The sequence below is a fragment of the Pseudomonas fluorescens genome, from assembly GCF_001902145.1.
In the GTDB taxonomy this organism is placed as follows: domain Bacteria; phylum Pseudomonadota; class Gammaproteobacteria; order Pseudomonadales; family Pseudomonadaceae; genus Aquipseudomonas; species Aquipseudomonas fluorescens_BV.
In genome coordinates this window covers 641,668-661,793 of the sequence record NZ_MRST01000027.1, presented here as the reverse complement: position 1 = coordinate 661,793, position 20,126 = coordinate 641,668, and the positions used below count along the sequence as shown (strand labels likewise).

At 60.6% G+C, this 20,126-nt stretch carries 23 protein-coding genes; 13 read left to right on the top strand and 10 right to left on the bottom strand.

Features of this window, described 5'->3' with window-relative positions; all coding sequences use genetic code 11:
- Positions 1-23: 23 nt before the first annotated feature.
- Positions 24-1,370 (bottom strand): NCS2 family permease, encoded by a 1,347-nt coding sequence (locus tag BUE92_RS26185; RefSeq protein WP_003192809.1) that lies wholly within the window; start codon positions 1,368-1,370, stop codon positions 24-26.
- A gap of 289 nt (positions 1,371-1,659) precedes the next feature.
- On the opposite strand from BUE92_RS26185, the gene BUE92_RS26180 reads away from it, so the two are divergent.
- A complete protein-coding gene (locus BUE92_RS26180) occupies positions 1,660-2,262 on the top strand; it encodes a glutathione S-transferase family protein (RefSeq protein WP_073527047.1) in 603 nt (200 codons plus the stop codon).
- Between the two features lie 107 nt (positions 2,263-2,369).
- Here BUE92_RS26180 and BUE92_RS26175 read toward each other — a convergent pair whose 3' ends face one another.
- On the bottom strand, positions 2,370-3,266 hold the full coding sequence (locus BUE92_RS26175; RefSeq protein ID WP_073527046.1) for a LysR family transcriptional regulator: 897 nt from the start codon (positions 3,264-3,266) through the stop codon (positions 2,370-2,372).
- 125 nt (positions 3,267-3,391) lie between these two features.
- Here BUE92_RS26175 and BUE92_RS26170 point away from each other — a divergent pair, with 125 nt between their 5' ends.
- From BUE92_RS26170 to BUE92_RS26160, 3 genes are read left to right on the top strand one after another with little or no spacing between them, the layout of a single operon-like run.
- Complete coding sequence (locus tag BUE92_RS26170) at positions 3,392-4,684, top strand: CitMHS family transporter (protein WP_073527045.1); 1,293 nt, start codon at positions 3,392-3,394, stop codon at positions 4,682-4,684.
- 1 nt (position 4,685) lies between these two features.
- Entirely contained in the window at positions 4,686-6,011 is a 1,326-nt protein-coding gene (locus tag BUE92_RS26165; protein ID WP_073527044.1) for an acyclic terpene utilization AtuA family protein, read from the top strand.
- Positions 6,008-6,328 carry an AtuA-related protein gene (locus BUE92_RS26160; protein ID WP_073527043.1) on the top strand — a complete coding sequence of 107 codons (321 nt, stop codon included), beginning with the start codon at positions 6,008-6,010 and terminating at the stop codon, positions 6,326-6,328. The genes BUE92_RS26165 and BUE92_RS26160 overlap by 4 nt, the downstream gene beginning before the upstream one ends.
- A gap of 120 nt (positions 6,329-6,448) precedes the next feature.
- Here the strand turns inward: BUE92_RS26160 and BUE92_RS26150 are convergent, their stop codons facing one another.
- The 5 genes from BUE92_RS26150 to BUE92_RS26130 form a co-directional block, all read right to left on the bottom strand.
- Positions 6,449-6,820, bottom strand: a complete 372-nt coding sequence (locus tag BUE92_RS26150; protein WP_020302241.1) for a glutathione S-transferase N-terminal domain-containing protein — start codon at positions 6,818-6,820, stop codon at positions 6,449-6,451.
- 101 nt (positions 6,821-6,921) lie between these two features.
- Entirely contained in the window at positions 6,922-7,467 is a 546-nt protein-coding gene (gene folE, locus BUE92_RS26145) for a GTP cyclohydrolase I FolE (protein ID WP_003192797.1), read from the bottom strand.
- Between the two features lie 78 nt (positions 7,468-7,545).
- Entirely contained in the window at positions 7,546-8,103 is a 558-nt protein-coding gene (locus tag BUE92_RS26140; RefSeq protein ID WP_003192796.1) for a Smr/MutS family protein, read from the bottom strand.
- Positions 8,104-8,178: 75 nt separating this feature from the next.
- Positions 8,179-8,499, bottom strand: a complete 321-nt coding sequence (locus tag BUE92_RS26135; protein WP_073527041.1) for a hypothetical protein — start codon at positions 8,497-8,499, stop codon at positions 8,179-8,181.
- A 136-nt stretch (positions 8,500-8,635) separates the two neighbouring features.
- A complete protein-coding gene (locus BUE92_RS26130) occupies positions 8,636-9,226 on the bottom strand; it encodes a cysteine hydrolase family protein (RefSeq protein ID WP_073527040.1) in 591 nt (196 codons plus the stop codon).
- Positions 9,227-9,466: 240 nt separating this feature from the next.
- On the opposite strand from BUE92_RS26130, the gene prmB reads away from it, so the two are divergent.
- Positions 9,467-10,375 carry a 50S ribosomal protein L3 N(5)-glutamine methyltransferase gene (gene prmB / locus BUE92_RS26125; protein ID WP_057709807.1) on the top strand — a complete coding sequence of 303 codons (909 nt, stop codon included), beginning with the start codon at positions 9,467-9,469 and terminating at the stop codon, positions 10,373-10,375.
- Positions 10,376-10,530: 155 nt separating this feature from the next.
- Here the strand turns inward: prmB and BUE92_RS26120 are convergent, their stop codons facing one another.
- Together BUE92_RS26120 and BUE92_RS26115 are read right to left on the bottom strand one after the other, a co-directional pair.
- Positions 10,531-11,334, bottom strand: a complete 804-nt coding sequence (locus BUE92_RS26120; RefSeq protein WP_073527039.1) for a hypothetical protein — start codon at positions 11,332-11,334, stop codon at positions 10,531-10,533.
- A 99-nt stretch (positions 11,335-11,433) separates the two neighbouring features.
- The gene (locus tag BUE92_RS26115) at positions 11,434-12,396 is read right to left on the bottom strand and encodes an alpha/beta hydrolase (protein ID WP_073527038.1); all 963 of its coding nucleotides are present in this window, start codon (positions 12,394-12,396) and stop codon (positions 11,434-11,436) included.
- Between the two features lie 143 nt (positions 12,397-12,539).
- On the opposite strand from BUE92_RS26115, the gene aroC reads away from it, so the two are divergent.
- From aroC to BUE92_RS26095, 4 genes are all read left to right on the top strand, one after another.
- Positions 12,540-13,631: a chorismate synthase gene (aroC, locus tag BUE92_RS26110; RefSeq protein WP_073527037.1), complete on the top strand. Its 1,092-nt coding sequence runs from the start codon at positions 12,540-12,542 to the stop codon at positions 13,629-13,631.
- 76 nt (positions 13,632-13,707) lie between these two features.
- Positions 13,708-14,871 (top strand): MFS transporter, encoded by a 1,164-nt coding sequence (locus tag BUE92_RS26105; RefSeq protein WP_073527231.1) that lies wholly within the window; start codon positions 13,708-13,710, stop codon positions 14,869-14,871.
- Positions 14,868-15,398: a 1,2-dihydroxy-3-keto-5-methylthiopentene dioxygenase gene (locus BUE92_RS26100; protein ID WP_073527036.1), complete on the top strand. Its 531-nt coding sequence runs from the start codon at positions 14,868-14,870 to the stop codon at positions 15,396-15,398. The genes BUE92_RS26105 and BUE92_RS26100 overlap by 4 nt, the downstream gene beginning before the upstream one ends.
- A gap of 209 nt (positions 15,399-15,607) precedes the next feature.
- A complete protein-coding gene (locus BUE92_RS26095; protein WP_054896323.1) occupies positions 15,608-15,877 on the top strand; it encodes a response regulator transcription factor in 270 nt (89 codons plus the stop codon).
- 61 nt (positions 15,878-15,938) lie between these two features.
- Here BUE92_RS26095 and BUE92_RS26090 read toward each other — a convergent pair whose 3' ends face one another.
- The gene (locus BUE92_RS26090) at positions 15,939-16,217 is read right to left on the bottom strand and encodes a DUF3509 domain-containing protein (protein WP_003172952.1); all 279 of its coding nucleotides are present in this window, start codon (positions 16,215-16,217) and stop codon (positions 15,939-15,941) included.
- 453 nt (positions 16,218-16,670) lie between these two features.
- Between BUE92_RS26090 and BUE92_RS26085 the strand changes: the two genes are divergently transcribed.
- The 4 genes from BUE92_RS26085 to BUE92_RS26070 all read left to right on the top strand — a co-directional run bounded on the left by BUE92_RS26085 (position 16,671) and on the right by BUE92_RS26070 (position 19,950).
- The gene (locus tag BUE92_RS26085) at positions 16,671-18,497 is read left to right on the top strand and encodes a long-chain-acyl-CoA synthetase (protein ID WP_073527035.1); all 1,827 of its coding nucleotides are present in this window, start codon (positions 16,671-16,673) and stop codon (positions 18,495-18,497) included.
- A gap of 106 nt (positions 18,498-18,603) precedes the next feature.
- Positions 18,604-19,119, top strand: a complete 516-nt coding sequence (locus BUE92_RS26080; protein ID WP_060767627.1) for an ankyrin repeat domain-containing protein — start codon at positions 18,604-18,606, stop codon at positions 19,117-19,119.
- Between the two features lie 41 nt (positions 19,120-19,160).
- On the top strand, positions 19,161-19,691 hold the full coding sequence (locus tag BUE92_RS26075) for a hypothetical protein (protein WP_073527034.1): 531 nt from the start codon (positions 19,161-19,163) through the stop codon (positions 19,689-19,691).
- A 67-nt stretch (positions 19,692-19,758) separates the two neighbouring features.
- Positions 19,759-19,950, top strand: coding sequence for a PLDc N-terminal domain-containing protein (locus BUE92_RS26070; RefSeq protein ID WP_003192770.1), 192 nt, complete (start codon positions 19,759-19,761; stop codon positions 19,948-19,950).
- Positions 19,951-20,126 lie beyond the last annotated feature (176 nt).

Here is a 20,126-nt window from a genome sequence, read left to right as displayed (position 1 = left end):
GCGGTTTTTCAGCCGTTCCCGAACTACAGGAAGATGAACTTGGCGATAAAGATCGCGCACAGCACCCACAAGCTGATGGAAATCTCGCGGTACTTACCGGTGCCGGCCTTCAACGCCACATAGGTGATAAAGCCCAGGGCGATCCCATCGGCAACCGAAAACGTCAGTGGCATCATGATCGCGGTGACGATTGCCGGAATGCTGTCGGTGGCCTCATCCCAGTTGATATGGGCCATGCTCGCCATCATCAGCATCGCTACATAAATCAGCGCGCCCGCCGTTGCGTAGGCCGGAATCATGCCGGCCAGCGGCGCAAAAAACATCGCCGCCACGAACAGCACGCCCACGGTCACCGCGGTCAACCCCGTACGGCCGCCAGCAGCCACACCGGCGGCACTTTCTACATAGCTGGTCACCGGAGGTACACCGACCATGGCGCCGAACACGCTGGATGCACTGTCAGCCTTCAATGCGCGGGACAGGTTGTCGATCTTGCCATCGGCATTCACTAAGCCTGCGCGTTGCGCAACGCCCATCAGTGTACCGGCAGTGTCGAACATGTGTACAAAAAGAAAGGCAAATACCACGCTGATCATGCTCACATTGAACACACCCATTACGTCCATTGCCATCCAGGTCGGTGCCAGGCTCGGTGGGGTGGCGAGAATGCCGTTGTAGTGCACCAGGCCCAGGCCCCAGCCGGCTAGGGTCACAGCGATGATACTGATCAGGATGGCGCCGAACACGCGGTGATAGCTGAGGATGGCGATCAGCAGAAAACACACTGCCGCCAGCAGCGGTGCCGGCTCGTGCAGGGAACCGAGCTTGATCAGCGTGGCCGGGCTGTCGACGATGATGCCGGCGGTTTTCAGGCCGATCACCCCCAGGAACAAGCCCACGCCGGCGCCCATGGCGTGGCGCAGGCTGACCGGAATACTGTTGAGCAGCCATTCGCGGATGCGCGACAGCGTCAGGATCATAAACAGCACACCGGAAATAAACACCGCGCCGAGGGCGGTTTCCCAGGTGTAGCCCATGGTGCCGACCACCGTGTAGGTGAAAAACGCGTTCAAGCCCATGCCCGGCGCCAGGCCCACTGGCCAGTTGGCGTACAGGCCCATCAGCAGGCAACCCAGCGCTGCCGCGATGCAGGTGGCAACGAAGGCCGCGCCGTGATCGATACCGGCATCGGCCATGATGTTGGGGTTGACGAAGATGATGTAGGCCATGGTGATAAAGGTGGTGAGGCCGGCGATCAGCTCGGTCTTCACTGTGGTGCCATGCAAGCGCAGTTTGAACAGGCGTTCCAGCCAACCGCCTCGGGGCGCGGCCAGGTCCAACGTAGGGGCTTCGGTTTTGCGGCTATCCACAGCGAGTACTCCTCAATCGTTTTATTGTTATTTCCAGCGCCGGTCACATGAGTGGGCAACAGCGCTTTGAGGTACTGGCGGGTTTGTTGACCAAAAGGTCAGGAACTCGCACGAAGCGAATTATGCTTTTGTATACAAATAAAGCAAATAATGTTTTCGATTGTCCCGGTGAAAAGGGATGAAAGGCCTAGGCCAAGGGATTTATTCTGCGCGACGCCTTGAAACAAGCCCTCGATACCCGCACCTTGTGGGCGCAAGCATTCGGTCAGCGCGGCGAAAGGGGAGCCCCATGTACAAGGTTTATGGCGATTACAAGTCGGGCAATTGCTACAAGGTCAAATTGATGCTCAATCTGTTGGGCATCCCGTATGAATGGGTCGATATCGATATCCTCAAGGGCGATACCCAGACTCCGGAGTTCCTGGCCAAGAACCCCAATGGCAAGGTCCCGGTATTGGAGCTCGAAGATGGCACCTGCCTGTGGGAGTCCAATGCGATCCTCAACTTCCTCGCCGATGGCAGCGAGTTCCTGCCGACCGAACCCCGCCTGCGCACGCAAGTCCTGCAGTGGCAATTCTTCGAGCAATACAGTCACGAGCCCTACATTGCGGTGGCGCGGTTTATTCAGTTTTATCTGAACATGCCCGAGGATCGGCTGGAGGAATACAAGACCACCCACAAAGGCGGTTACAAGGCCTTGAGGGTGATGGAGCGTCAACTTCAAGCCACGCCTTATTTAGTGGGCGAGCAATTTTCCATTGCCGATATTGCGTTGTATGCCTACACCCATGTGGCCCATGAAGGCGGCTTTGACCTGGCGCCGTATCCGGCGGTGCAGGCATGGTTGCAGCGGGTGGCCAGTCATCCCAAGTACGTGGCGATGCTCAATTGAGCTGACGCGGTCAGAATGTGGGAGCGGGCTTGCTCGCGAAAGCGGTGGGTCAGTCTAAGCATTCAGCGACTGACACTGCGCATTCGCGAGCAAGCCCGCTCCCACATTTAGTTCAATGGTGAGTCAGATAATTGGTTATTTAGCAGTTCAAAGCAGCGCTGCGCCGCCGGGCTCAAGCCCATCCCGCTACGGCTGATCAACCCGATCTCTCGATTCACCCCGGGATGATCAATGCTGATCCGCTTCAAACCTTCCAGGCTATCCGCCGCTGACTCCGGCAACACACTGACGCCCAGGCCCTGGCGCACCAAGGCCAATACGGTCGACATGTAGTTGGCCTCCATGCCGGCGTTCAGTGTCAGGCGTGTCTCATCGAACAGCGTATCCACTTGCTCGCGCACACTGCTGTCGCGTCCGGTCAGGATGATCGGCTGGTCCGCCAATTGTTCCAGAGTCAGTTGGCGGTGGCGGGCGAGCGCATGACCTGACGGCACAAATGCGCACAAACGATCATTGAGCACCGGCACGAAGTCGAGGCCGTGGCTCAGGCGGGCGCGCACGCCGATGCCGAAATCCACTTCGCCGTTGCGAACTTTTGCATGAATGCGCTGGGCCACCAGGTCATGCAGGCGCACTTCGATGCCGGCGAAGCGTTCGCGAAACAGGCGCAAGGCCGGGGGCAGGGCGCCAGCACAGACTGAAGGCAGGGCGGCGATGGTTACCACGCCGCGGCGCAAGGCGGCGAGGTCGCGCGAACCGGTGACGATGTTGTCCAGGTCCAGCAGCAGTTTTTCCATGGGCCCGCGTGCATCCTGGCCTGCGGCGGTAATGCTCACGTGGCGCGGGCTGCGGTCGAGCAGGGCGACGCCGAGCCAGTCTTCCAGTTGTTGCACCTGCACGGTGAGGGCCGACGGCGACAGATGCAGTTCGTTGGCCGCCTTGGTGAAGCTGCCTGTGCGGGCAACCGCAAGGAAGGCTTGAATGTGCTGGATGCTGTTTTTCATGCGCGTCGCTTCATTTTGTTTTTCCGAACGCTGGTGGTTGAATATTGCAATTTACAAAGCCTAGCGCGATTCCAATACTCCAGGGAAAACAATAACCGGCCAACAAGGCCGCCCTGGAGTAACCCATGCTCGCAACCCTGGGTGTCATCACCATCCTGTGCCTGCTCGCTGCCGTCATGAGCAAACGCCTCTCGCCTCTGGTGGCGTTGATCGCTTTGCCGATCATCGCTGCGCTGGTCGGCGGCTTCGGCCTGCAAACCAGCGCCTTCATCATTACCGGTATCAAGAACGTCGCCCCTGTGGTTGGCATGTTTGTGTTCGCGATCCTGTTTTTCGGGATCATGACCGACGCGGGCATGCTCGACCCCATCATTGATCGCATCCTGCGCACGGTCGGCACGCGTCCTACGCGGATTGTGGTGGGTACCGCGACCCTGGCGTTGCTGGTGCACCTGGACGGTTCTGGCGCGGTGACCTTTCTGGTGACGGTGCCGGCGATGCTGCCGCTGTATACGCGGCTGGGCATTGATAAACGCATCCTCGCCTGCGTGTGTGCGATGGCCGCCGGCGTCAACTTCCTACCCTGGACCGGCCCGGTGCTGCGCTCGTCGGCGGCGCTGCATGTGCCGGTGGCCGACCTGTTCCAGCCACTGATTCCGGTGCAGATCGTCGGGCTGATCTTTGTCTTCGCCTGCGCCTGGTGGCTGGGCCATCGTGAAGAAAAACGCCTGGGCCTGGGCGCGGGCTCCACGGTGGACGCGGTGCCGCGCCGGGTGCTCAGTGAGGATGACCTCAAGCTGCGCCGCCCACGGCTGTTTTGGCTCAACCTGATCCTCACCGTGCTGGTCATGGTGGTGATGATCGCCGGCTGGGTCGACCCAGTGGTGATGTTCATGCTCGGCACCGTGGTTGCGCTGTGCATCAACTACCCCAACGTGGACGCCCAGCGTGCGCGCATCGACGCCCATGCGAAAACCGCCTTGACCATGGCCAGTATCCTGCTCGCTGCCGGGGTGTTCACCGGCATCATGCAGGGCTCCGGTATGCTCAAGGCCATCGCCGAAGTGGCGGTGGCGCAGATTCCGGCGGGCCACGGCAAACTGATCCCGGCGGTAGTGGGCTTTTTGTCCATGCCCCTGAGCATGTTGTTTGACCCCGATTCCTACTATTTCGGCGTGATGCCGGTGATCGCCGAAGTCGGCAAGGCCCTGGGCGTCGACCCGCTGCAAGTGGCCCAGGCTTCGCTGCTGGGCGTGCACACCACCGGCTTCCCGGTCAGCCCGCTGACTCCTGCGACCTTCCTGCTGGTGGGCCTGTGCAAGATCGAACTGGCCGATCACCAGCGCTTCACCATTCCTTTCCTGTTTGCCGCCTCGGTGTTGATGACCCTGACGGCGTTGCTCCTGGGAGTGATTTGAAATGAACACCTTGCGTATCGGGTCCGGCGCCGGCTATTCCGGCGACCGTATAGAACCTGCCGTGGAACTGGCCGAACACGGCGACCTGGATTACCTGGTCTTCGAATGCCTGGCCGAGCGCACCATCGCCCTGGCGCAACAGGCGCGTATCAGCGACCCCCAGGGCGGTTATGACCCGCTGCTCGCTGAGCGCATGCGCCGTGTCTTGCCCTTTGTGGGGCAGGGGACGGGGCGTCGACGCCTGCGATTGATCACCAACATGGGGGCGGCAAACCCGTTGGCGGCGGCCGGGGAAGTGCGGCGCATTGCCGGCGAGCTGGGCCTGGGCCTCAAGGTCGTGGCGGTGGTCGGGGATGACGTGCTGCATACCTTGTCTGGCGAGCAGCTGCTGGATAACGGCCAGACCGTAGGTGCATTGGGTGAGCGGCTGATTTCTGCCAATGCCTACCTGGGCGTGGAGGGCATTGTTCAAGCGCTGCGAGCCGACGCCGATGTGGTGATCACCGGGCGCGTGGCCGACCCTTCGCTGTTCCTGGCGCCGCAGATGTTCGAGTTCGGCTGGGCCTTCGATGATTGGCCGCGACTGGGCCGGGGCACGCTGGTGGGGCATTTGCTCGAGTGCGCGGGGCAGGTCAGCGGCGGGTACTTCGCCGATCCAGGCTTCAAGGATGTGGAGGACTTGGCGCGCCTGGGTTTCCCTCTGGCCGAGATCGACGCCGACGGCAATGCGTTGATCACCAAGGTGGCAGGCTCCGGTGGGCGGGTCAGCCGCGCGACCTGCGCCGAACAGTTGATTTATGAAGTTCACGACCCTGCGGCGTATTTGACCCCGGATGTGACGGCCGACTTTTCCCAGGTGGGATTTGTCGAGGAGAGCGTGGACCGGGTGCGTGCCCAGGGAGCCAGTGGGCGTGCCCGGCCTGAACAACTGAAGGTCAGCGTCGGTTATCTGGACGGTTGGATTGGTGAAGGGCAGATGTCTTACGGCGGTCCCGGCGCTGTCGCACGGGCTGAGTTGGCGCGGGAAGTGGTGCTCAAGCGTCTCGCGTTGATCGGCGTAAACATGCAGGATCTGCGCGCCGAGTTGATCGGCATGGATTCATTGCACGGTCCTCGCAGCAGCGTCGAGCCTTGGGAAGTGCGCCTGCGGGTTGCCGCCCGTTGTGACGAGCGCAGCGACGCCGTGCGGGTCGGCAATGAAGTGGAGACCCTCTACACCAACGGCCCTGCCGGCGGCGGTGGGGCGAGCAAGAGCGTACGCCAGGTGGTGGCGGTGGCGTCGTTGCTGTTGCCCCGTGAAGCGGTCAAACCGAGGATTGAAGAATGAAACTGCATACGCTGGCCCATTCCCGCACCGGGGATAAGGGCGACACGTCAAACATCTCGATCATTGCCTATCGCGCGCAGGACTACCCATTGCTGTGCGAGCAACTGACGGCAGAGCGCGTCACGGCATTTTTCAAGGATTTGCTGGAGCCGCTAGCGGCCCCCGTTCAGCGTTATGAGTTGCCGAATGTGCAGGCGCTGAACTTCGTGTTGCCGGGCATCCTGCGCGGCGGCGTGACCCGCTCGCTGGCGCTGGATGCTCACGGCAAGTGCCTGGGCTCGGCACTGTTGGATCTCGACCTGACAATACCGACCTGATTTATGTAGGAGCGAGCTTGCTCGCGAAAAACGCCAACGATAACGCGTGCTTCCTGAATAAACGCGGTGCCTGTGAGTTTTTCGCGAGCAAGCTCGCTCCTACATTGATCGCAGCGGGCTTCAGATCGCAGCGAAGCGCTTGTCCAGGTAGTCGATGATCACCTTGGAGTCATACATCCAGGTGGTCTGGCCGTTCTCTTCGATGCGCAGGCACGGCACTTTGATCTTGCCGCCTTGCTCCAGCAGGGTCTGGCGGTCCTGTTCGTTGTTCTTCGCGTCCTTGAGCGCCACCGGCACATTCAGGCGGTGCAGGGTGCGACGTGTCTTCACGCAGAACGGGCAGGCGTGGAACTGATACAGGGTCAGGTCCTTGGCCGCAGCATTGACCTTGGCCTGTTGCTCGGCCGGGCGTTGTTTTTTGCGTGGGCGGGTAAGAAAGTCGCCCGCGATGATGACGTGGCCGAGGCCCACTCGAAGTGCTTTGACGAACATGGCTGAAACCTCTTGCCCATGACTGAGGGGGCGCAGCTTACCTGAATTCTGCAGGCGAAAAAAAACCGGCGATGAACGCCGGTTTTTTCCTGCCTGGCCGGTTATTTGATCAGGCTGAGAAATTCGCTGCGGGTGGCCGCGTTCTCGCGGAACTCACCCAGCATCACCGAGGTGATCATCGACGAATTCTGTTTCTCGACACCGCGCATCATCATGCACATGTGCTTGGCTTCGATCACCACGGCCACGCCCAGGGCGCCTGTCACTTCCAACACGGCGTCGGCGATCTGGCGGCTGAGGTTTTCCTGGATCTGCAGGCGGCGCGCATACATGTCGACAATACGCGCGACCTTCGACAGGCCCAGCACTTTGCCGCTCGGGATATACGCCACGTGGGCCTTGCCGATAAACGGCAGCAGATGGTGCTCGCACAACGAGTACAGCTCGATGTCCTTGACCAGCACCATTTCGCTGTTGTCAGAGCTGAACAAGGCACCGTTGGTGACTTCTTCGAGTGTCTGTTCATAACCGCGGCAGAGGTACTGCATTGCCTTGGCGGCACGCTTTGGCGTGTCGAGCAGGCCCTCGCGGGACACGTCCTCGCCGAGTTGGCCGAGAATCTCTGTGTAATTCTGTTCCAGGGACATGAAACTACCTGTGGGATTTTCGCAAAGCGCAAGGTTACGGTGGCGGACACATCGCTGCAAGCCTGACGATGGCACTTGTTACTCGTCGCGCCCCTCCATCATGGTGCGCTTGAGCATCACATACACCGCGCCAGCACCGCCGTGACGGGCCTGGCAGGAGGTAAAACCGAGCACTTGGGCATGCTGGCGCAGCCAGGTGTTGACGTGACTCTTGATCATCGGGCGCTTGCCGTCCAACCGCACAGCCTTGCCATGGGTGACGCGTACGCAGCGGATTTCGAATTTAGTCGCTTCGGCCAGGAAGGCCCAGAGGGTTTCCCGGGCTTTTTCCACGGTCATGCCGTGCAGGTCGAGGCTGCCTTCGAACGGGATCTGGCCGGCCTTGAGCTTGCGCATCTGGCTTTCCTGCACGCCGTCGCGGGCCCACATCAGTTCATCTTCGGGGCCGACGTCGATCACGAACTGGTCCGACAGGCCGTCCACGGTAGTGGCATCGGTGCGCACGGTCGCGGCCTGGCGCAGCTTGGCGATCTGCGCCCGGTCAGTCTTGGGTTTGCCGGTGTCGGCGCGGTCGTGCTTGATCGGCTTGACGCCGCGCAGCTCGTTTTTGAACAGGGAAAAATCGTCGTCTTGCATGTCAGCCTCCGCGAAGGGCGGGCAGTTTACCTAAATCGCGGCGGCCAGGGCGCAGGAAACGCTATCCAAGCGCCATCAGTCGTGCTTTTTCATCAGGTGAGAGGCGATATTCAACGACAGCGGCTGGCGCATTTTCCGACGGCTGCGACGCCACAACCACACACCCAACCACAGCACCAGCAAGCCGATCCCCAGCAGGAGTGCCGAGCCGCCCGGGTTGGCATTCAGTTCGCCGAGTGCCGGCGAATGCCCAAACAGGCCGGCGCCACCAGCGCCCGCCAACAACAAGCCTACTATCGCCAGCAACGCGGCAATGCACGCTACCAGGCGCAGACGCCAATTGCTCGGGCCCTTGGGGCGCAAGCGACGAGCATCAAAACCATCGGATATCTTCATTCCGACCTTTCCTCCAGGGTATCGGCCCTTCGACCGGAAGATACACAGGTTGTTCCGGGGGGAGGGGTAAATGCGCCAAATGAAAGGGCTTTGCGGATGAGCGGAGCAATAAACACGCCGCTCACCGCCAGCATGATCAGATCAGGTCTTTGGCCAGCGTCAGGGTGGCGAAGTTGTCGGCCATGATGGCCATTTCGGTTTGCTGCACATGTTCGGCGCTCAGGATGCCGCCTTTGTACGGCAGGTCGCGGGTGGCGCAGGCGTCTTCCACGAGGGTGCAGCGAAAGCCCAGGTTCTTGGCCGCACGCACGGTGGTGCTGACGCTGGAGTGGCTCATGAAGCCGCAGACGATCAGGTCCAGGGAGCCGAGGTCCTGCAGGTGTTTTTCCAGGCCGGTGCCATGGAAGGCGCTGGGCAGCAGTTTGCCGATGATGGTTTCGTCACCCTCAGGCTCAAGGCCCGGAATGAATTCGCCGCGCTCGCCCTGAGGGTCAAACAAGCCGCCCACGGTGCCCAAGTGGCGCACATGCACAATCGGGCGCCCGGCACTGCGCGCTGCGGTCACAAGCTGCTTGATGTTCTCTACCGCCGCGTCCATGCCCGAGAGGGCGAGCGGGCCGCTGAGGTATTCTTTCTGGGCGTCGATGATCACCAGGGTCGCATGATTGAGGTTGGCTGCTGCGTAACCGCGACCGCTGAGTTGAAACATCGTCTTTGGAACGGACATTCTGGGGCTCCTGTGAGTGGGGCTTTTGCGACATTGTCCACTGGCTGAGCGCTTCTGTGAATCGCTACTATCGTAAGGTACGCCGTTGCTGGCGTGCAGCCATGTCAAGAGGCAGGCCTGTTTAACACAATGCGGGCAAATTGGATGAAATCCGACGTACGGCGCCAGGTTTTTCGTACATCGTCGGTACAGGTGAAGGCTGTTAGAATCGCCAGTCGTTTTTTCCAGGAGCTTGCCCCCGTGATCACTTCCCGCCTGCGCACCTTGCGCGACCATATCCGTTGGGCTGTCAGCCGTTTCCATGGGGAAGACCTGTTTTTTGGCCATGGCACCGACAATGCCTGGGACGAAGCCCGGCAATTGGTGCTGGGCGCCTTGCACCTGCCATGGGAAATCGCCGACAGCTACCTCGATTGCAACCTCGAAGAAGAGGAAATCTCCCATGTGCAGCGCTTGCTGCATCGCCGTATCCATGAGCGAGTGCCAACGGCCTACCTGTTGAACGAGGCCTGGTTTTGCGGCATGTCGTTTATCGTCGATGAGCGCGTATTGATCCCGCGTTCACCCATAGGCGAGCTGATTGAAGACCGCTTCGAACCCTGGCTGGCCCAGCCGCCGGCACGCATCCTCGACCTGTGCACCGGCTCCGGCTGCATCGGCATCGCCTGTGCCTATGAATTTCCCGAGGCCGAAGTGGTGCTGGGAGACTTGTCCTTCGAAGCCCTGGAAGTGGCGAACCAGAATATCGAGCGCCATGGCGTCGACGAACGGGTCTACACCGTGCAGGGCGATGGTTTTGACGGGTTACCCGGCCAGCGTTTCGACCTCATCGTGTCGAACCCGCCCTACGTGGATGCCGAAGATTTCGCCGACATGCCCGATGAATACCAGCACGAACCGGAACTGGGCCTGGCCTGCGGTGACGACGGCCTGAACCTGGTACGCCGGATGCTGGCTGAAGCTGCGGACCACCTGACCGAGAAGGGCTTGCTGATTGTCGAAGTGGGCAACAGCCAGGTGCATGTCGAGGCGCTGTACCCGGAAGTGGACTTCGCCTGGCTGGACTTCAAGCGCGGTGGGCATGGGGTGTTCATGTTGACGGCTGAACAGTGCCGTCAGCACCAGGCCGTTTTCGCTGCCCGGATCTAATTGTAGAACTCTGTAGGAGCGAGCTTGCTCGCGAAAAACGTCAACGATAACGCGTGTTCCCTGAATAAACGCGGCGCCTATGGGTTTTTCGCGAGCAAGCTCGCTCCTACTGGTATCAGGGCAAGCCCCTCCCACATTGGTAGCATTTCAGTCTGTTAACGGTGCGTGGCAATCCAGATCAACAACCCCGCCTGAAACACCGTAAACGCCACCAGACAGGTGATGGTAAAGCGCAGCCCGCTGTCCTCACGCTTGAACTTGGTGACTTTTTCCTCTTCCTTGCGCAGTTTCACTTCCTGCTCCGCCAGGTTCTGCTCGGCCTGTTGCAGCATTTGCGCGGCTTCCAGGATCTCGACGAACTGCACTTTCTCGGTATTCCAGCTGTCCAGCACGTCGCTGACCTTGCCGGGTTGCACATTGCCCTTGAGGTGCTGCACATCGGCGTAGGCCACATCGAAACCCTGGATACGCAGGAAGTGATCGCGGCGCAGGCGCGTGGCTTCGTTGAGGGCGTCCTTGTTGGCCAGGTCCACGCCGTCGACGCGGTAGTGTGACCACTTCTTCTTCGCCCATGCAGCGCCTTGGGCCACCAGAAAGCGCCCGATACCGCGGTTGGCCGGTTCGATTTCCAGGCTGTTGCCTGGGCCGAAGTGCACGCGGTGTTTATCGTGATCCACCCAGATATCCAAATGGTTCTGCTCGCGCCGTACCCGCTGGCCCGGTAACTCGATGACCATGCGCAACAGGCTGTGGTGTTTGTCGTGGCGCTCGGCATAGCCAAACTGCACAAAGCGCAACGGCCGTGCGCCGGTCGCGCGGTCGGTGGCCAGCGGGGCCAGGCGCAGCATTTTGAAATGCTCGGCGTGAACGTCCGCCCACGGCAGGGCCGGTGCTGTTGCGGCCTCGGTTGCGGCCGGGGTGTCGACGGTAGAGTCGGGTGTTGTTTCGGTGGTTGTCATGCGGCGCGATCCTGTCCAAGCCCTGCGAGCCGACAGTCTTTTTACTGTCGACTCTGGACTTATCGGCCGGTTTTCACAGGACTGGAGGCCAATTGCCGCTTAACGGGGTTGAAGTCCTTCGATAAAGCTGACGATACGTTGGCCCAGCTCCGCTGCCAGCGGCAGTTTCGGGTCGTTGTAGGAGGCCAATTGCTGCTTCACGTTATTGGGCACGATGCGCATCACGTGGTTCATGCCTTCGATCACCGTCAACTGCGCATCGGGCTTGGCCCTCTTCAGTTGCCGGGCGTCGCCTACGCCAACCTGGATATCGTTGGTGCCCTGAATGATCAGCGCCGGCATGTCCAATCGGGCAAAAGCGGCCGACGGATCGGCGCGGAACAGGCTGATCAGATACGGCTGCACGCTGGGTCGGAAAATACCCTCCAGTGGGCGCGGCACGTCGGCGTCCACCTGGCCGGCCTTGAGGTGATCGAGTATTTCATTACTGCGCAGCAGCAGGGCAGGGGGCAAGTGATCGGCCAGTTGCTGACGGATAACCTGGTCCACCGGGCGTGCGCTGCCAGACAAGGAAATGACCCCGGCCGGTTCAAGTTGCGGCGCGGCGAGGGCGGCGACCAGCGCCCCCTCACTGTGGCCCAGCACAATCAGCGGGCCCATGCGCTTGTCGGCCTTGAGCAACTTGCCCCAGGCCACGGCGTCGGCCACATAGGCCTCCAGGGTCAGGTTGCGCTCGTCCGGCGTGGCCGCCAGGCTCGCTGCCACGCCGCGCTTGTCGTAGCGCACGCTGGCGATGTTATGCCGGGCCAGTACCCAGGCCAGGCGCTTGAGGCTGTCATTGCGGGCGCCGTCGGCGCTGTTGCCGTTGCGGTCGGTGGGGCCGGAGCCGGCGATGATCAGCACCACCGGCACCGGTTTATCCGATTGCGGCAACAGCAACGAGCCAAAGAGTTGGCCGCTGCCGGTGTCCAGGCTGATCGGGCGTTGCAATACGACAGGGGCGGCGGCCTGGGCCACGGCGGTAAACAGAGTGAGGGTGAACAGCAGAACTCGCAGCATCATCGCGCCATCATTGGAGAGGTGCCGGTTGGACCAACGTCTACCGGTAAGGTTTCGAGGATGAACTAGTCGGTTAGCCTGCGTATACTGGCCGCCTTAAGTTATTACGGTTGACTTGATTCAACTGATTTCACGGAGCGCCCTGCATGTCCGGCAATACCTTCGGCAAGCTGTTCACTGTCACCACCGCGGGCGAAAGCCATGGCCCGGCGTTGGTCGCCATTGTCGACGGCTGCCCGCCAGGCCTGGAGCTGAGCCTGGACGACCTGCAGCGCGACCTCGACCGCCGCAAGCCCGGCACCAGCCGCCACACCACCCAGCGCCAGGAACCGGACGAAGTCGAAATCCTCTCCGGAGTGTTCGAAGGTCGCACCACGGGCTGCGCCATTGGCCTGTTGATTCGCAACACCGACCAGAAGTCCAAGGACTACTCGGCGATCAAGGACCTGTTCCGCCCGGCCCATGCCGACTACACCTACCACCACAAATACGGCGAACGCGACTACCGTGGCGGTGGCCGCAGCTCGGCGCGTGAAACCGCCATGCGCGTGGCTGCCGGTGCCATCGCCAAGAAATACCTGGCCACCCAGGGCATCGTCATCCGTGGCTACATGAGCCAGTTGGGCCCGATTGAAATCCCCTTCAAGACCTGGGACAGCGTCGAAAACAACGCCTTCTTCTGCCCCGACCCGGACAAGGTGCCGGAACTGGAAGCCTACATGGACCAGTTGCGCCGCGACCAAGACTCGGTCGGCGCGAAGATCACCGTCGTGGCCGAAGGCGTAAAGCCGGGCCTGGGCGAGCCGATCTTTGATCGCCTCGACGCCGAACTGGCCCATGCGCTGATGAGCATCAACGCGGTGAAAGGCGTGGAAATCGGCGCCGGCTTCGCCTGCGTATCCCAGCGCGGTACCGAGCATCGCGATGAGATGACCCCTGAAGGTTTCCTCAGCAACAACGCGGGCGGCATCCTCGGCGGTATTTCTTCCGGCCAGCCGATCGTGGCGCACCTGGCGCTCAAGGCCACGTCGAGCATTACCACGCCTGGCCGTTCGATCGATGTGCACGGCAACCCGGTGGATGTGATCACCAAGGGCCGCCACGACCCGTGCGTCGGCATCCGCGCCACGCCGATTGCCGAAGCCATGATGGCCATCGTGCTGATGGACCACCTGCTGCGTAACCGCGGGCAAAATGCCGAAGTGCGCGTGAGTACCCCGATACTGGGCCAACTGTGATTGCCTGGGGCAACGAGCGAGCTTGTTGTGGCGAGCGAGCTTGCTCGCGCTGGGCTGCGAAGCAGCCCTGAATAAAATGACCCCAGCCCTCCCATACTGGCGCCTCTCCAGCTTCTACCTGTTCTACTTCGCCCTGCTCGGGGCGACAGCGCCGTTCCTGGCGCTGTACTTCGATCACCTCGGTTTCTCCAGCGCGCGCATCGGCGAGCTGGTGGCCATTCCCATGCTGATGCGCTGCGTGGCACCCAACCTGTGGGGCTGGATCGGCGACTACACCGGCCGGCGCCTGGCCATCGTGCGATTCGGCGCGGTGTGTACCCTGGTCAGTTTTTCCCTGATTTTCGTCAGCAAGACCTACGCCTGGCTGGCGCTGGTGATGGCCCTGCACGCGTTCTTCTGGCACGCGGTGCTGCCGCAGTTTGAAGTCATCACCCTGGCGCACCTGCACAAGCAAACTTCGCGCTACAGCCAGATCCGTCTGTGGGGCTCCATTGGATTTATCCTTACCGTGGTGATCATGGGGCGGCTGTTCGATTGGCTGAGCCTGGATATTTACCCGGTGGTAGTCGTGGTGATCATGGCCGGCATCATTGGCGCCAGCCTCTGGGTACCGAACGCGCAGCCGGCCAGCCACGGCAACCGCCTGGCCGGCGATGGCTTTCTCAAGCAATTGCGCAGCCCTGGTGTGCTGGCGTTTTACGCCTGCGTGGCGCTGATGCAAATGAGCCATGGCCCGTATTACACCTTCCTCACCCTGCACCTGGAGTACTTGGGCTACAGCCGTGGCGTGATCGGCCTGCTGTGGGCGCTGGGGGTGGTGGCGGAAGTGCTGATGTTCCTGGCCATGAGCCGTATCCTTGCACGCTTTTCGGTGCGCCGGGTGCTGCTCGCCAGTTTCCTCCTGGCGGCGCTGCGCTGGTGGCTGCTGGGTTCATTTGCCGAGGTTTTCTGGCTGCTGCTGGTGGCGCAGCTGATGCACGCCGCCACGTTTGGCAGCTTCCACGCGGCGGCGATTGCCTTTGTGCAACGCAGCTTCGGCGACCGCCAGCAAGGCCAGGGCCAGGCCCTTTATGCCGCGCTGGCCGGCACCGGCGGCGCGCTCGGTGCCCTGTATTCCGGTTACAGCTGGAACCTGCTGGGGCCAACCTTCACGTTCAGTATCGCCAGCCTCGCGGCCCTGGCCGCCGCCATTATCATTGGCCTTCGATTGCAAGAGCCGAACCAAGGAACCGTGCAATGAGCTATGTAGCCGTCTACTCCATCGCCACCCCGGACACCCCGAACAAGGTGTTGACCCATGCCGACGACATCCAGTCGACCCTGGCCGAGCACGGTGTGCGTTTTGAACGCTGGCAGCCCCGCCCGATAGAAAAGGGCGCCACTGATGCTGAAATGATTGCCGCCTACCAGGCTCAGATCGAAGCCCTCGGCTACGCCGCTGTGAAAGTGGTCAGCGTGACCCACGACCATCCACAGAAGGATGAGTTACGTGCGCAGTTCCTGGACGAACGTACCTACAGTGAAGACGAGGTGCGTTTCTTCATCGCAGGCCAGGGGCTGTTTACGCTGCACATAGGCGACTCTGTCTACAGCCTGCGCTGTGAAAAGAATGACTTGCTGATCATCCCGGCCGGTGTACTGCACTGGTTCGACATGGGCGAAAACCCGCACTGTGTGACACTGCGTTTGTTCAACACGGCCCAAGGCGTTGTGCCTTCTTTTACCGGCGATGCGATTGCCACCCGCTTTCCAGGGCTGGATGACTAAGCATAGATTACGGAATGTTCAACCCTGGCAAGTTGGAAGTTGCTGTGGGAAGAAACTTAATTATTTGTAGGGCACAGCTGTTTGTTCTGTGCCGTGCGCTTTGATTCCACTCTTTATGTAACTCTCTGTTCAGCGTCAATGTTTATGCCATCTGTCAATAGGAGGAATCCGAAAGATGGCAGCGCATCAGCAGATATAAGGAGAGAACAATGAGTGGCCCCGAGGAGACGTATCGCCCGTTGGTTATCGTGCCGACGGCTATCAGAAAACGCATGAGCTTGTCCGGCAAGCCGCTGACTTCCACGGAGCTGGAAATCCTGCGATGGGCCTCCGAGGGCAAGACCGTCTGGGAAATCAGCCAGATTCGCGCCACCTCTGAAGCCACGGTGAAATTTCATCTGCGCAACATCTACGGCAAGTTGGATGTCACCAACCGTGTACAGGCAAAGAATGAGGCTGCCCGCCAGGGCTTATGTTAACGGCATGAAAAAGGGCCGCGACGCTGAGTAGCGTCGCGGCCCTTTTTTTCAGATTTCCAGCTTAGGCCGAATGATAAGTCGGCAGCGCAAAGCGGTTCTGGCTTTGCAGCATCGAAATCTGCGGCAGTTCGCTGGCTTGTTCAGCCAAGTCACGGCGAATAGCGCTGATGACCCAGGTCAGTTGGTCGGCTGTGTGTAGCTGTTGATAAGAGATCGAGCGCTTGACCTGCTTACCTTCGCTGTTGCGCAGGGTCAACAGGATGCCGCCGTCCGGACGTGGCTGGGTGGTGACGTCGTAGTTGGAGAATACCGAAGCGAATTTATCTTGGATCAGGCTCATGTCTATCAGCTCCATTGGCTCAAGTTGGCAAGCATGGAGTGGTAGGTGCAGTGATTGTGCCAGTATTGGCTATTCTGAAAAATCGTTATAAATCAATTAGTTATAAATTTTCAGGATTTTCATTTTCGTGCAATTTGCATGAAGAGCCATCGTGCATCCTGCATTTTGCGCTATCTGCCCGGTGATTTACCTGGGAGGAAGGGGAGGGCTGTAACGACTGACCGCCCTTTGCTGGGAAAAAATCCCGGTTGGCTGTCAGGCCGTCATCGCTGGCAAGCCAGCTCCCACATTTGGATGGTGGGGTGTCAGAGAGATAAGCATCGGCTGGCCGCCGCCACGGGATACAAAACTTTTCAAATCCCGCGTGTACAGCCAAAGAACCGCTGACGTATTTTCCGCTACACCAGTCGATGTGCCTGGACCAGACCAAGAATAAGAAAAGGACGTCCTGCCATGAGTCATCAGCAAAACGACATGATTACCTGGAGCATGATGCTGCGAAAGGTGCCAGCCATCGTTCGGGCGCTCCCGCGCGTAATGCGCGGCATGCGTGAGGCCAACGTCACCGACCCCAGGCAACCCTGCGGCCTGGGCTGGCATTTCGAACAAGCCACCTTGCGCAACCCGGACGGTGCTGCCCTGCTTTATGGGGACAGCGTGATCAGCTACCGCGACGCCAATCAGCGCGCCAATCGCATTGCCCATCACTTGCAGGCCCAGGGCATCCGCAAGGGTGACGTGGTGGCGCTGTTTATCGAGAATCGCCCCGAGTTGCTGCTCAACGTGCTGGCCGTGGCCAAGCTGGGCGGCATCTGCGCCATGCTCAACACGGCGCAAACTCAAGGGGCGCTGGTACATAGCCTGACCCTGGTCAACCCGGTTGCCATGGTGGTCGGCGCGGAATTGCTGAGCGCTTATGCGGCGGTGCGCGACCAAGTCCGGATCCCGGCCGAGCGCACCTGGTTCGTGGCCGATCAGCCCGGCAGTGCGGTGCCCGACGGCTACATCGACCTGATGGCCGCCAGTGCCGAAAGCCCGGTGGACAACCCGGCGAGTTCCGCGCAGGTGTTCTTCCACGATCCCTGCTTCTATATCTACACCTCCGGCACCACCGGCTTGCCCAAGGCCGGCATCATGAAGCACGGGCGCTGGACCAAAACCGCCGTGAGCTTCGGCAGTATCGCCCTGGACATGGGGCCGCAGGACGTCCTGTATTGCACTTTGCCGCTGTACCACGCCACCGGCTTGTGCGTGTGCTGGGGGGCGGCGATTATCGGCGCGTCGGGCTTTGCCATTCGGCGCAAATTCAGCGCCAGCCAGTTCTGGGACGATGCACGCAAGTTCAAGGCGACCACCCTGGGCTATGTCGGTGAGCTGTGCCGCTATCTGCTCGACCAGCCCGCGAGTGCGCAGGACCGCGATAACCAGGTGACCAAGATGGTCGGCAACGGCCTGCGCCCCGGTGTGTGGGCGCAGTTCAAGCAGCGTTATGGTGTGGAGCATATCTGCGAGCTCTATGCCGCCAGCGACGGCAATATCGGCTTTACCAACGTGCTGAACTTTGACAACACCATCGGCTTTTGCCTGCAGCATTGGGCGCTGGTGGATTACGCCCATGACACCGGCGAACCGCTGCGCGGCAGCAATGGGTTCATGGTCAAGGTGCCCACCGGCGGGCAGGGCCTGTTATTGGCGCGCATTGATGAAAAGTCGCCCTTCGACGGCTACACCGACCCGGAAAAGAACCGCAAGGTAGTACTGACCGACGTATTTGAAAAAGGCGACCGCTATTTCAACACCGGCGACCTGGTGCGCAGCATCGGTTTCGGCCATGCGCAATTTGTCGATCGCCTAGGGGATACCTATCGCTGGAAGGGCGAAAACGTCTCGACCACCGAGGTGGAAAACATCTTGCTGAAACACCCGCAGATCGCTGAAGTGGTGGCCTATGGCGTCGAGATCGACAACACCAACGGCCGCGCCGGCATGGTCGCCATCACCCCCAGCGAATCCCTGGCCAGCCTGGACATGCGCGAACTGCTGCAATTCGCCCACGGCCAGTTGCCCCCTTATGCGGTGCCGTTGTTTTTGCGGATCAAGGTAAAGATGGAAACCACCGGCACGTTCAAGTACCAGAAAGTGAAACTCAAGGAGCAAGGGTTCGACCCGGACAAGGCTGGCAATGACCCGGTCTACGCCTGGTTGCCGGGTTCGGACAGCTATGTGCCGGTGACCGGGCAACTGCTGGCGCAGATCCAGGGCGGGCAATTCCGTTATTGATTCTGGCTATGGCGGCTTTTGACAAAAAAGCCATGACACCGGGGAACTCCATCGCGACACTGGGCGCCTTAAACAGTTATGTCAGTCGCCTCAGCAAGGAGCCCCCATGTCAGATCAGCCTAAACAAATGACCGAAGACGAAGCCGCCGAGTTTGCCGAGCAAGTCTTCGACGTCGCTCGGCGCGGCGACGCCGCCATGCTTGCCGCTCTGTTGGCGAAAGGCCTGCCGGCCAACTTTCGTAATCACAATGGCGACACCTTGTTGATGCTCGCGGCGTACCACGGCCATGCCGAGGCGGTCAAAGTGCTGCTGGAGTTCAAGGCTGACCCCCTGATCGCCAACGACAAGAACCAGTTGCCGATTGCCGGCGCGGCGTTCAAAGGCAACCTGCCGGTGGTCCAGGCATTGATCGAAGGCGGCACGCCGGTTGAGGCGGCCTCCTCGGACGGGCGTACGGCCTTGATGATGGCGGCGATGTTCAACCGCGTCGACATGGTTGATTACCTGCTCGGTAAAGGCGCAAACCCCAAGGCCACCGATGCACAAGGCGCGACGGCGCTGGCCGCTGCGCAGACCATGGGCGCGGTGGATACGGCGGCGCAGTTGCAGAAACTGGTGTAGGCTACGCGCCCTCGAAAACTTGCCCGTTACAGGATCGCCCCATGCAAACCGCCCTCGTCGAACTCATCAGTAAAATCAGCGCCGGCGTCATGGGTGAGGACGAAGTAGCGCGTATCGCCGACGAAGCGGCCCAGGCCTACGCGGACCCGGCGGCGTTCCTGGCGGCCAATCCTGATATCAACTACGACGACAGTTTCCCGATCCCGCTGGGAGAGTGGGTGGTGGTCGGTAGCCTGCCGGACACGGTGTTGTTCCAGGCCGATACCTATGGCGACCTGTTTGCCCAGATCGTCGCGTCGTTCGGTCCGGGAGTGGCGTTCAATCTCAAGCCCAAGCAACTGGCCAAGACCGAAGATCTGACCGCGCTCAACCGCATCCAGATCCAGATGAGCGCCCTGAGCCCGGAAGACGGCGGTTATGTGCTGATGAATTTCAGCCAGTTGCTGGATGACGAGATCCAGGCAGTGCTGGTGTTCGGCAACGACCTGGCGCGAGTGCTGGAACTGTGTGCCGAAGTCGGCATCAAGGCCGAGCCCTCGCTTGAAGCCTTGAAGATTGCCGTACACGTCTGAAATAAAACGGAACCCGCGCCAAGGCTGACTATCCTACAAGTGCATGCCCTCACTTAGGAGCGACACCATGGGTTCCACGTTTAATAGTCTGATTGGCCTGATCATCCTCGCGCTGGATATCTGGGCGATCATCAACGTGTTCAAAAGCGGCGCCAGCACCGGCGCCAAAGTGCTGTGGATCCTGTTGATCCTGCTGTTGCCAGTGCTGGGCCTGATCATCTGGGCTATCGCCGGGCCGCGCGGTAACGTGCGGATCTAAACCTGAGCAAGCCCTAATGCAAGTGTAGGAGCGAGCTTGCTCGCGAAAAACGTCAACGATAACGCGTGCTTTCTGGATGAACGCGGTGCCTGTGAGTTTTTCGCGAGCAAGCTCGCTCCTACAAAAATTAGATTTGTGTGTCGAAACTATTCGCCGCACGAAATTTTCACATCCCA